Origin of the sequence: Stutzerimonas stutzeri (assembly GCF_002890915.1) — a bacterium.
Classification (GTDB): domain Bacteria; phylum Pseudomonadota; class Gammaproteobacteria; order Pseudomonadales; family Pseudomonadaceae; genus Stutzerimonas; species Stutzerimonas stutzeri_AF.
This window is the reverse complement of the sequence record NZ_POUT01000018.1, coordinates 23,428-35,550: the sequence shown is the minus strand read 5'-3', so window position 1 is coordinate 35,550 and position 12,123 is coordinate 23,428. Positions and strand designations below refer to the sequence as shown.

The 12,123-nt window shown below is 63.3% G+C and carries 9 protein-coding genes and 3 tRNA genes; 11 read left to right on the top strand and 1 reads right to left on the bottom strand.

Translation table 11 applies throughout. The features are described from left to right. The first annotated feature begins 53 nt into the window (after positions 1-53). From CXK94_RS20855 to CXK94_RS20820, 8 genes are all read left to right on the top strand, one after another. Entirely contained in the window at positions 54-1,274 is a 1,221-nt protein-coding gene (locus CXK94_RS20855) for a hypothetical protein (protein WP_102895738.1), read from the top strand. A gap of 82 nt (positions 1,275-1,356) precedes the next feature. Continuing rightward, the gene (ltaE, locus tag CXK94_RS20850) at positions 1,357-2,382 is read left to right on the top strand and encodes a low-specificity L-threonine aldolase (protein ID WP_102895737.1); all 1,026 of its coding nucleotides are present in this window, start codon (positions 1,357-1,359) and stop codon (positions 2,380-2,382) included. A gap of 161 nt (positions 2,383-2,543) precedes the next feature. Then, the gene (alaS, locus tag CXK94_RS20845; RefSeq protein WP_102895736.1) at positions 2,544-5,168 is read left to right on the top strand and encodes an alanine--tRNA ligase; all 2,625 of its coding nucleotides are present in this window, start codon (positions 2,544-2,546) and stop codon (positions 5,166-5,168) included. A gap of 150 nt (positions 5,169-5,318) precedes the next feature. Then, entirely contained in the window at positions 5,319-6,557 is a 1,239-nt protein-coding gene (locus CXK94_RS20840) for an aspartate kinase (RefSeq protein ID WP_037044687.1), read from the top strand. A gap of 180 nt (positions 6,558-6,737) precedes the next feature. After that, on the top strand, positions 6,738-6,923 hold the full coding sequence (gene csrA / locus CXK94_RS20835; RefSeq protein WP_003283978.1) for a carbon storage regulator CsrA: 186 nt from the start codon (positions 6,738-6,740) through the stop codon (positions 6,921-6,923). Positions 6,924-6,985: 62 nt separating this feature from the next. Beyond that, a tRNA-Ser gene (locus tag CXK94_RS20830) sits at positions 6,986-7,076 on the top strand. A 110-nt stretch (positions 7,077-7,186) separates the two neighbouring features. Next, positions 7,187-7,263: transfer RNA gene (locus CXK94_RS20825), tRNA-Arg, on the top strand. A 71-nt stretch (positions 7,264-7,334) separates the two neighbouring features. Further along, positions 7,335-7,411, top strand: a tRNA-Arg gene (locus CXK94_RS20820). 240 nt (positions 7,412-7,651) lie between these two features. On the opposite strand, the gene CXK94_RS20815 is transcribed toward CXK94_RS20820, so the two are convergent. Continuing rightward, complete coding sequence (locus CXK94_RS20815; RefSeq protein ID WP_102895735.1) at positions 7,652-8,134, bottom strand: DUF4124 domain-containing protein; 483 nt, start codon at positions 8,132-8,134, stop codon at positions 7,652-7,654. A gap of 348 nt (positions 8,135-8,482) precedes the next feature. On the opposite strand from CXK94_RS20815, the gene mgtE reads away from it, so the two are divergent. From mgtE to oadA, 3 genes are all read left to right on the top strand, one after another. Then, positions 8,483-9,925 carry a magnesium transporter gene (gene mgtE, locus CXK94_RS20810; RefSeq protein ID WP_037045152.1) on the top strand — a complete coding sequence of 481 codons (1,443 nt, stop codon included), beginning with the start codon at positions 8,483-8,485 and terminating at the stop codon, positions 9,923-9,925. Positions 9,926-10,063: 138 nt separating this feature from the next. Continuing rightward, complete coding sequence (locus tag CXK94_RS20805; RefSeq protein WP_102895734.1) at positions 10,064-10,306, top strand: OadG family protein; 243 nt, start codon at positions 10,064-10,066, stop codon at positions 10,304-10,306. Positions 10,307-10,328: 22 nt separating this feature from the next. Further along, on the top strand, positions 10,329-12,113 hold the full coding sequence (gene oadA, locus CXK94_RS20800) for a sodium-extruding oxaloacetate decarboxylase subunit alpha (RefSeq protein ID WP_102895733.1): 1,785 nt from the start codon (positions 10,329-10,331) through the stop codon (positions 12,111-12,113). Positions 12,114-12,123 lie beyond the last annotated feature (10 nt).

The window sequence follows — 12,123 nt, the reverse complement described above, 5'->3', positions numbered from 1 at the left end:
GCGTCATAGATCAACCGACACCGCATACGACCCGATCCCTGGAGCTGTCTTCAATGCCTGCCCGCTCGCTGTTGCTGTTTGCCTTCCTTCTGTTTTTCGGTGCACATGTCCAGGCGGCCAAGCGGGTCGATCTGGACTATCGCGTGCGCTTGCTGCCCGATGAAGACCAGGCCGAGGTCCAGTTGCTGCTGGAAAAAGGCGAAATGGTCCGCCTGCTGGAATTCAACCTGGGTGACGAAGGCTACTACAGCGATTTCAAGGCCGACGGCGAATGGCGGCAGGAGACGCCCGAGCAGGGCACCTGGCTGCCCGGGAAGGGCAAGGCGCGGTTGAGCTATCGGGTGCGCATCAGCCACCCGCGCGGCGATGGTCGCTTCGATGCGCGGATGACCGAGAACTGGGCGCTGTTTCGTGGCGACGACCTGGTGCCGCCCGCGCGCCTCGACCAGGTCGACGGGGTGAAACTGGTGTCGCGGATCAGCTTCGAGCTGCCGGAAGGCTGGAAAAGCATCGAAACCGGCTGGCCGCGCGTCGGTAAGAACCGTTTCCGGGTGGACAACCCCGAGCGCCTGTTCGACCGGCCGACCGGCTGGATGCTCGCCGGCAAGCTGGGAAGCCGCCGCGCCAAGCTCGGCGAGACCGACGTGACGGTCGCCGCGCCGGTGGGCGAGGGCGTGCGCCGCATGGATATCCTGACCATGCTGACCTTCGTCTGGCCGGAGATCCAGCACGTATTCCCACGCGATCCGGAGAAACTCTTGATCGTCGGCGCGGGCGATCCGATGTGGCGTGGTGGCCTGTCCGCTCCCAATTCGTTCTACATGCATGCCGACCGTCCGCTGGTCAGCGAGAACGGTACCAGTTCGCTGGTCCACGAACTGGTGCATGTCTTCAGCCGGATCCAGGACACCGACCGCAGCGACTGGATCAGCGAGGGCTTGGCCGAGTACTACGCCATCGAACTGGTGCGGCGCGCCGGCGGCATGAGCGAGGACCGCTACCAGGCCGTGCGCGAGGATCTGAGCGACTGGAGCCGCAAGGTCGACAGCCTGCGCACCGCGCGTTCCACCGGTCCGGTGACCGCGCGGGCGGTGCTGCTGCTGCAGGAGCTGGACAAGGAGATCCGCCAGCGCAGCAAGAGCCGTTATTCGCTCGACGACGTGAGCCGCGGGCTGATGCGGCTGGACAAGGTCAGTACCCAGGACTTCATCGACATCACCGAAACATTGCTGGGCGGCGGCTCGAAGGTGCTCGACACACGCCTGCTGCGCTGAGCCCGCTGTTCGTTAACGATTCGCCGCGCCGCTGAAATCATTTAGGGTGGCAGGCTTGTTTCGACGAGGAACCGGAGCTTCCATGAGCATCATCGATCTGCGCAGCGACACCGTCACCCAGCCGACCGCGCCGATGCGCGAGGCCATGCTGCGTGCCGCGACCGGCGACGACGTCTATGGCGAGGACCCCACGGTCAACCGGCTGGAACGCGAACTGGCCGGGCGCCTGGGCTTTTCCGCCGGGTTGTTCGTGCCGTCCGGCACCATGAGCAACCTGCTGGGGCTGATGGCGCATTGCGAGCGTGGCGACGAGTACATCGTCGGGCAGCAGGCGCATACCTACAAGTACGAGGGTGGCGGCGCGGCGGTGCTGGGCTCGATCCAGCCGCAGCCCATCGAAATGGAAGCCGACGGTTCGCTGGACCTGGCGCGTGTCGAGGCGGCGATTAAACCGGACAATTTCCACTTCGCCCGCACCCGCCTGCTGGCGCTGGAAAACACCATGCAGGGCAAGGTGCTGCCGCTGGACTATCTGGCCGCCGCGCGTGCGTTCACCCGCGAGCGGGGGCTGCAGTTGCACCTGGATGGCGCGCGGCTGTTCAACGCGGCGGTGAAGCTCGGCTGTGACGCACAGGCGATCACTCGCCATTTCGATTCGGTGTCGGTCTGTCTGTCGAAGGGCCTGGGAACGCCGGTCGGCTCGGTGCTCTGCGGCAGCGACGCGTTCATCGCCAGGGCGCGGCGCCTGCGCAAGATGGTCGGTGGCGGCATGCGCCAGGCCGGCATCCTCGCCGCGGCGGGCCTGTATGCGCTGGAGCACCACGTCGAGCGGCTGGCCGCGGATCATCAACTGGCGCAGGCGATCGGTTCCGGGCTGGCGGCGCTCGGCTATGTCGTCGAGCCGGTGCAGACCAACATGGTCTACCTGGATATCGGCGATCGGGCAGCGGCGCTGGCGGCGTTCTGCGCACAGCGCGGCATTCGCCTGACGCCGGCGCCGCGGCTGCGCCTGGTGACGCACCTGGACCTGCGCCCCGAGCATGTCCAGCCGATCCTCGACAGCTTCGCCGCGTTCGCCCAGGCTGATCGGGCGGGTGCCGTCGAATAGCTTGATTCAATCGACGTTATCCCCTATACCCGGCGCGCAGGCCCGATATAATGCGGCCCTTTGCCGGCTATCCGTTTGGGTAGTTGCGAACCGGCTTTCGGTGGTCCCGCCTCGCCGTGTCGTTTTGCAGCCGTTCGGCCGCAGTCCTCTGGAAGAAATCTATGAAAAGCGCAGAAATCCGTGAAGCCTTCCTCCGCTTCTTCGAAGAGAAGGGCCACACCCGCGTGGCCTCCAGTTCGCTGATCCCGGCGAACGACCCGACCCTGCTGTTCACCAACGCCGGCATGAACCAGTTCAAGGACTGCTTCCTCGGCCTGGAAAAGCGCGCCTACACCCGTGCCACCACCAGCCAGAAATGCGTACGCGCCGGCGGCAAGCACAACGACCTGGAAAACGTCGGCTACACCGCGCGGCACCATACCTTCTTCGAGATGCTCGGCAACTTCAGCTTCGGCGACTACTTCAAGCGCGATGCCATCACCTACGCCTGGGAATTCCTCACCAGTGACAAGTGGCTGAACCTGCCCAAGGAAAAGCTCTGGGTCACCGTCTATGCCAGCGATGACGAGGCCTACGACATCTGGACCCAGGAAGTCGGCGTGCCGGCCGAGCGCATGGTGCGCATCGGCGATAACAAGGGCGCGCCCTATGCCTCGGACAACTTCTGGGCGATGGGCGACACCGGCCCGTGCGGCCCCTGCACCGAGATCTTCTTCGACCACGGCGAGCACATCTGGGGTGGCCCGCCTGGCAGCCCGGAAGAGGACGGCGACCGCTACATCGAGATCTGGAACAACGTGTTCATGCAGTTCAACAGGACTGCCGACGGCGTGCTGCACCCGCTGCCGGCTCCGAGTGTGGACACCGGCATGGGCCTGGAGCGCATCAGCGCCGTGCTGCAGCACGTCAACTCGAACTACGAGATCGACCTGTTCCAGAATCTGCTGAGCGCCGCGGCCGAAGCCATCGGCTGCCGCAACGATGGCCAGGCGTCGCTGAAGGTCGTCGCCGACCATATCCGCTCCTGCGGCTTCCTCATCGCCGACGGCGTGACGCCGTCCAACGAGGGCCGCGGCTACGTGCTGCGCCGCATCATTCGTCGCGCCTGCCGCCACGGCAATAAGCTCGGCGCCAAGGGTAGCTTCTTCCACCGTATCGTCGTCGCGCTGGTGGCGGAGATGGGCGATGCCTTCCCCGAGCTCAAGCAGCAGCAGGCGCACATCGAGCGCGTGCTGAAGAACGAGGAAGAGCAGTTCGCCAAGACTCTGGAGCAGGGCCTGAAGATCCTCGAGCAGGATCTGGCGGAGCTCGAAGGCGGCGTCATTCCCGGCGAGGTGGTGTTCAAGCTGTACGACACCTACGGCTTCCCGGTGGACCTGACCGGCGATATCGCCCGCGAGCGCAGCCTGACCCTCGACGAGGAAGGCTTCGAGCGCGAAATGCAGGCCCAGCGCGAGCGTGCGCGTTCGGCCAGCGCCTTCGGTATGGACTACAACAGTCTGGTCAAGGTCGAGGGCGAAACCCGTTTCATCGGTTACCTGGGCACCGCCGGCAATGGCAAGGTGCTGGCGCTGTTCAAGGACGGCGTGGTCGTCGACAGCCTGGGCGCCGGCGAGGAGGGCGTGGTGGTGCTCGACCAGACACCGTTCTATGCCGAGTCCGGCGGCCAGGTCGGCGATTGCGGTTATCTGGCGGCACAGGACCTGCGTTTCGACGTGCGCGATACCAGCAAGGCCGGGGGGGCGTTCCTGCATCATGGCATCGTCGACAGCGGCAGGCTGCAGGTCGGCGCCGAGGTGGAAGCGATCGTCGACGCCTCGGTGCGCCAGGCCACCGCGCTCAACCACTCGGCGACGCACCTGCTGCACGCGGCGCTGCGCGAGATTCTCGGCGAGCACGTGAGCCAGAAGGGCTCGCTGGTCGACAGCCAGCGCCTGCGCTTCGACTTCAGCCACTTCGAGGCGATCAAGCCCGAGCAGCTCAAGGCCCTGGAGGATCGCGTGAATGCCGAAATCCGCCGCAATACGGCGGTGGAGATCGAGGAAACCGATATCGACAGCGCCAAGGCCAAGGGTGCCATGGCCCTGTTCGGCGAGAAATATGGCGAATCCGTACGGGTGTTGACCATGGGTAGCGGATTCTCGGTCGAACTGTGCGGCGGCACCCACGTCGATCGCACCGGTGATATCGGCCTGTTCAAGATCACCAGCGAAGGCGGCGTGGCCGCTGGCGTGCGCCGCATCGAGGCGGTCACCGGCGCGCAGGCGCTGGCCTATCTGAACGAGGCCGAGGAGCAGCTGAAAGAGGCGGCGAGCCTGGTCAAGGGCAGCCGCGAGAACCTGCTGGACAAGCTCGGCGGTATTCTCGAACGCAATCGTCAGCTGGAAAAGGAGCTCGAGCAGCTCAAGGCCAAGGCCGCCAGCGCCGCCGGCGACGATCTCGCCGGTTCCGCGGTGGATATCAAGGGCGCGCGCGTGCTCGCCGCCAGGCTGGACGGCCTCGATGGCAAGGCTTTGCTGGCGCTGGTCGATCAGTTGAAGAACAAGCTCGGCAGCGCGGTGATTCTGCTCGGCGGCGTGCTGGACGACAAGGTGGTGCTGGTCGCCGGCGTGACCCAGGACCTGACCTCGCGACTGAAGGCCGGCGACCTGATGAAACAGGCCGCAGCCGCCGTGGGCGGCAAGGGGGGCGGCCGCCCCGACATGGCACAAGGGGGCGGTACCGAGCCGGCCAGGCTCGACGAGGCACTGGCGCTGGCTCGCGCATTCGCCGAGCAGGGGCTGTAAACGGCCACGTGCGTCTGGTTTCGAAGGGCCTGCTCCGGATGGCCCGCTTCAGTTCGTCGGAGGCCGCCCGGGCGGCGGCCTCGGCGCTTGGCAGTGTTCGGAGTTGTATGTTTAATGAGCGCCCTTGACGGGGCATTAGGCGGCTAAGAAATGGCTTTGATCGTACAGAAGTTTGGAGGTACCTCGGTCGGCACCGTCGAGCGTATCGAACAGGTGGCCGAGAAGGTCAGGAAGTTCCGCGAAGGCGGCGACGATATCGTCGTCGTGGTCTCGGCGATGAGCGGCGAAACCAACCGCCTGATCGATCTTGCCAAACAGATCAGCGAGCAGCCCGTTGCCCGCGAGCTGGATGTGATGGTGTCCACCGGCGAGCAGGTGACCATCGCGTTGCTGGCCATGGCGCTGATCAAGCGTGGCGTTCCCGCGGTGTCCTACACGGGCAACCAGGTGCGCATCCTCACCGACAGCGCGCACACCAAGGCGCGCATCCTGCAGATCGACGCGCAGCGTATCCAGCGCGACATCAAGGCCGGGCGCGTGGTGGTGGTGGCCGGATTCCAGGGGGTGGACGAGAAGGGCAACATCACCACGCTCGGCCGCGGTGGCTCCGATACCACGGGGGTGGCGTTGGCCGCTGCGCTGAAGGCCGACGAGTGCCAGATCTACACTGACGTGGATGGCGTCTACACCACCGACCCGCGGGTGGTGGCCAAGGCCCAGCGTCTGGACAAGATCACCTTCGAGGAGATGCTGGAAATGGCCAGCCTCGGCTCCAAGGTCCTGCAAATCCGTGCGGTGGAATTTGCCGGCAAGTACAGCGTGCCGTTGCGCGTGCTGCACAGCTTTCAGGAGGGTCCGGGTACCCTCATTACCCTTGATGAAGAGGAATCCATGGAACAGCCCATCATTTCCGGCATCGCCTTCAATCGCGACGAAGCCAAGCTGACCATTCGTGGGGTGCCGGATACGCCCGGTGTGGCCTTCAAGATCCTCGGCCCGATCAGCGCCGCGAACGTGGAAGTGGACATGATCGTGCAGAACGTCGCGCACGATAACACCACCGACTTCACCTTCACCGTGCATCGAAACGACTACAACAATGCGCTGCAAGTGCTGCAGAGCATCGCCGAGGAGATGGGCGCGCGTGAAGTGATCGGCGATACCGATATCGCCAAGGTGTCCATCGTCGGCGTCGGCATGCGTTCCCACGCCGGCGTCGCCAGTCGCATGTTCGAGGCGTTGGCCAAGGAAAACATCAATATCCAGATGATTTCCACCTCGGAGATCAAGGTGTCGGTCGTGATCGAGGAGAAGTATCTCGAACTGGCCGTGCGTGCATTGCATACCGCCTTCGAGCTGGATGCACCGGCTGGCAACACTGCGGAGTGATTCGCAGAAGGCGCGCTAGGCCGCGCCTTCTGTCGTATTGGGCGGCGCGAAAAGGAACTTTAGGCTCCCGCGCGCTGGTCAATAGCTGTTGAAAGGCTCTGGCTTCAATGTCTTACGGAACACTATCCGTATTTATCTTTGCAGACTGTTTACTGACTGAATCCGTTTAAGGAGAAAGGAATGCTGATTCTGACTCGCCGGGTTGGAGAAACCCTGATGGTGGGTGACGATGTGACTGTCACTGTGTTGGGTGTGAAAGGGAACCAGGTACGTATCGGCGTCAATGCGCCCAAAGAGGTGGCGGTGCATCGCGAGGAGATCTACCAACGGATCCAGAAAGAGAAGGATCAGGAACCAAGCCACTAATTTTTCTGTAATTTTTGGCTTTGCAAACGGGGTAAAGATGGGTATGATGCGCCCCGTGTTGCGGAGAGGTGGCCGAGTGGCCGAAGGCGCTCCCCTGCTAAGGGAGTACACCTCAAAAGGGTGTCGGGGGTTCGAATCCCCCCTTCTCCGCCATTTTGCGTTCTAGGGTTTCGATTCTTGCGTCAGCCAGTTTTCCTGTCGGAAAGCGCCACGGCAAAATGCTTGACCATCATTGTTAACTCCCTATAATGCGCACGCTCAGCGCACTCATAGCTCAGCTGGATAGAGTACTCGGCTACGAACCGAGCGGTCGGAGGTTCGAATCCTCCTGAGTGCGCCATACATTGAATGACCGGCAGCGATGTAGGTCATTGAATCAACCAGCAGCGATCTGGTCTATCAAGCGCATACGCACTCATAGCTCAGCTGGATAGAGTACTCGGCTACGAACCGAGCGGTCGGAGGTTCGAATCCTCCTGAGTGCGCCATATCGAAGGGGCCTGCAGAAATGCAGGCCCTTTTCGTTTGTGGTCTGCCATCCCGGCTACGGGACGATTTGGGCTTCCCTTTGGCAGGCCTGCGGCCTGCATCGCCGCGAGGGCGCGCCTCCCACAGGGTTCAGGGTGACCCACTGCTTTTGTGGGAGGCCCGACCCCGGGGCGATGCTTTTCAAGCTTCAAGCTTCAAGCTTCAAGCTTCAAGCTTCAAGCTTCAAGCCGGCCGAGCTATTAGCGTTTGCCCTGCACGCAGCCATTTTCGTCGAAGCTCACCGTGCGGACCTGGCCGCCGGTGTCGCGGAAACGCAGGCGGGTGCGGCCATTGCTGCTCGTGATCTGCTCCGGCCGACCGAGCGCGCTTTCCACGTCGCGCCTGGTCATTCCGGCCCGGATGTTCTGGCTGATGATTGCGCTGCGCCGCTCGCGGCCCGTCACCTGGTTGCCGCAGCCATCATCCTGCTCGGCGACGACGGTCAGCGAATCTTCCTCCTTGCGCTTGCCGCTTCTGGCGGGCTTCGGCTTGGCCATGGGCACGGCCTTTCCCGAGCTGGGGGTGGGGTTGGCTGCTTGCTGCCGCTGCTGGTTCTGCTCCGAAGGGCAGCCTTGTTGGCTGAACGTGACGTGCCCCTGCTCGTCGATGCAGCGAAACACGCTTGCCGAGTGCGCCGGGGCCGCCAGCAACAGCAGGCTCATGCAGATCGATAGGCGCCGCATTTTCGTCCTCCTTGACTGAAAAATGGCCAGGCCAGCCTACTTGATAAAACTTGACCGTTCATTCGTGTCTCGCCGCAACGTGAAGGCGTCGACAGAACGGGCGGCTTCGGTTTTCCTGGAGTGAGGTCGCTTTTTTTATCCCGCAGTGCGCGCAAGTTGCTGTATTGACTACTCTTGGCGACGTCGAGCGCACCGCCGGATGTTATGATTGCCGCATCTGCCCGCGTGGCCTGTGGAACAACCCTTCTTATGGACTTGCCCAGTAGTCGTTCACGTTTCCTGCTTGCCAATCACGTATTGATTGATTGATTCCCCTGGCGTGCTCCGTGGCTGGGGGTGGAGTGCGCCATGACAGAAGTAGAAGCAAAGAAGCCGCAAGAAACCTTGCAGGATCGCCTGGCGCAGGTGATCGAACTGCTGCACCGGCACAAACTGATCGAAGACGCATCGCAGCGCCAGGATGACCAGCCGCCGGAATTCGCCGAGGACTTCGATCAGCGGCAGAACCTCGCCGAACTGCAGCGCAAGCTGGATGAGCTGCACCCCGCCGACGTCGCCCATATCCTCGAGGCGCTGCCGCTCGACGAGCGCCTGACCGTCTGGCAGCTGGTCAAGGCCGAGCGCGACGGCGACATCCTGCTCGAAGTCTCCGATGCGGTACGCGAGACCCTGATCGCCGACATGGATGATCACGAGTTGCTCGCGGCCGCCAAGGAGATGGATGCCGACGAGCTCGCCGACCTGGCGCCCGAACTGCCGCGTGACGTCGTCCACGAGCTGATGGAAACCCTCGATGCGCAGCAGCGCGAGCGGGTGCGTTCGGCCCTGTCCTACGAGGAGGACCAGGTCGGCGCGCTGATGGACTTCGAGATGGTCACCATCCGCGAGGACGTCAGCCTCGAGGTGGTGTTGCGCTACCTGCGGCGGCTCAAGGAGCTGCCGGGACATACCGACAAGCTCTTCGTGGTGGACTACGACGGCGTGCTCAAGGGGGTGCTGCCGATCAAGCGGCTGCTGGTCAATGATCCGGACAAGCAGGTGGCCGAGGTGATGGCCAGCGACCCGGTCACTTTCCATCCGGACGAGGACGCCTACGATGCCGCGCAGGCCTTCGAACGCTACGACCTGGTCTCCACGCCGGTGGTGGACAAGAGCGGCAAGCTGATCGGCCGTCTGACCATCGACGAAATGGTCGACCTGATCCGCGAGGAAAGCGAGAGTGAAGTCCTCAACATGGCCGGTCTGCGCGAGGAGGAAGATATCTTCGCCTCGGTCTGGAAGTCCGTGCGCAACCGCTGGGCCTGGCTGGCGGTGAATCTGATCACCGCATTCATCGCCTCGCGGGTGATCGGCCTGTTCGATGGCTCCATCGAGAAGCTGGTTGCCCTGGCTGCCCTGATGCCAATTGTCGCAGGCATCGGCGGCAATTCCGGCAACCAGACCATCACCATGATCGTGCGTGCCATGGCCCTGGATCAGGTGGGAACCGGCAACACCACCCGCCTGTTGCGCAAGGAGGTGGGCGTCGGTCTGGTGAATGGCCTGGTATGGGGCGGTGTAATCGGCCTGGTGGCCTACTGGCTGTATGGCAGCTGGTCTCTAGGGGTGGTGATGACTGCGGCGATGACGCTGAATCTGTTGCTCGCCGCGCTCATGGGGGTGCTGATTCCCATGACATTGGCGCGCCTGGGACGTGATCCGGCGATGGGGGCGAGCGTGATGATCACCGCCATGACCGATAGCGGCGGGTTCTTCATCTTCCTCGGTTTGGCGACGATCTTCCTGCTGTAGTTCGCTTTTCGTCGCTTATTCGGGTTTGCCTTGGCTCTCTGTTTCGGGCTACTGTTCGGCCGTTTCGCGTGTCGCGAAACAGGTCCGAACTAACGCCGCGAATAACAAGCAGCTTGAGCTGCTGACAAGGGAATCCCGATGACCCCCAGCCAACTCCTGCTTGAAGGTGTCGAACTCATGCTGTTCGGCATAGGTTTCGTCTACACCTTCCTCATTCTGTTGATCCTTTGTATTCGCTTGATGTCCTACCTGGCCGGTCGCTTCGTCGGCGAGCCTGTTCCTCAGGCGGCGTCCGCGCAGGCGGCCGCAGCCGAGACGGATGCGGATATTCTTGCTGCCATCCAGGCCGCGATTCATCAACACCGCGCGCGCCGCGGTTGACTCTGGAAAGGGAGTTCCTTCCATGACCGTTGCAAAACAGCCGCTCGGCATCACCGACGTGGTGCTGCGCGATGCCCACCAATCCATTCTCGCCACCCGTATTCGCCTGGAGGACATGTTGCCGATTGCGGCGAAGCTCGACCAGGTGGGCTTCTGGTCGGTGGAGAGCTGGGGCGGCGCGACTTTCGATGCCTGCATTCGCTATCTCGGCGAAGACCCTTGGGAGCGCATCCGCGAACTCAAGAAAGCCATGCCCAATACCCGTCAGCAGATGCTGCTGCGCGGCCAGAACCTGCTGGGTTACCGGCACTACGCCGACGACGTGGTGGAGAAGTTCGTCGAGCGGGCGGCGGTCAACGGTGTGGATGTGTTCCGCGTGTTCGATGCGATGAACGATCCACGCAACCTGGATACTGCGCTGCATGCGGTCAGGCGCCAGGGCAAGCATGCCCAAGGCACGATCTCCTACACCACCAGCCCGGTGCATACCCTCGAGATGTGGGTGGACCTGGCCAAGCAGATCGAAGACATGGGCGCCGACTCGGTGGCGATCAAGGACATGGCCGGCATTCTCACGCCGTACATGGCATTCGAACTGGTGTCACGGCTGAAGGCCAGCCTCGCCATTCCAATCCATATGCAGTGCCATGCCACGGCGGGGCTCTCCACGGCGGCCATTCTCAAGGCGGTGGAAGCTGGCATCGACAACGTCGACACCGCGATTTCCTCGCTGTCGATGACCTACGGCCATTCACCGACCGAGTCGGTGGTGGCGATCTTCCAGGGAACCGACCGCGATACCGGTCTGAACCTCGAGTTGCTCGAAGAGGTCGCGGCCTATTTCCGCGAGGTGCGCAAGAAGTACGCGAAATTCGAAGGCACCCTGCGCGGTGTCGACTCGCGAATCCTCGTGGCACAGGTGCCTGGCGGCATGCTGACCAATATGGAAGGGCAGCTGAAAGAGCAGGGCGCCCTGGACAAGTTCGACGAGGTGCTTGCGGAAATCCCGCGCGTGCGCGAGGACCTAGGGTTCATCCCGCTGGTGACGCCAACCTCGCAGATCGTTGGCACCCAGGCCGTGATCAACGTGCTGACCGGCGAGCGCTACAAGTCGATCACCAAGGAAACCGCCGGTGTCCTCAAGGGTGAATACGGCGCGGCGCCCGCTCCGTTCAATGCGCAGTTGCAGGCGCGTGTGCTGGATGGTGCCGAGGTCATCACCTGCCGTCCGGCCGACCTGTTGCAGCCGGAAATGGATCGCCTGACGGCCGAGCTGAACGGACTGGCGCAGGAAAAGGGCATCAAGCTGGCGGCGGATGCGATCGATGATGTCCTGACTTATGCGCTGTTCCCGCAGATTGGCCTCAAGTTCCTCGAGAATCGCGGTAATCCGGCGGCCTTCGAGCCCGCACCGACGGGCAATGAGCTGCCGCCGCGTGAGGCGGGCCAGCCGGAGGTGTACACCGTCGAGGTCAATGGCCGCTCCTTCGTCGTGCAGGTCAGCGATGGCGGCGATATCGAAGGTATCAAGCCGTTGGGGGGCTGCGCCGCGACGGTAGCCGCTCCGGCCGGGGCGGCGCTGGCGCCCAGCGCTGGCGAGCCTCAGGCCGCGCCGCTGGCGGGCAATATCTTCAAGGTATTGGTGCAGCCCGGGCAGCTGGTCCAGGAGGGCGACTTGGTGATGATCCTGGAAGCCATGAAGATGGAAACCGAGATTCGCGCATTCAAGGCGGGGACGGTCGCGGCGGTCAACGTCAAGGTTGGCGACGCGGTTTCGGTCGGTGACAGCCTGCTGAGCATCGCTTAAGGGGAGTTGC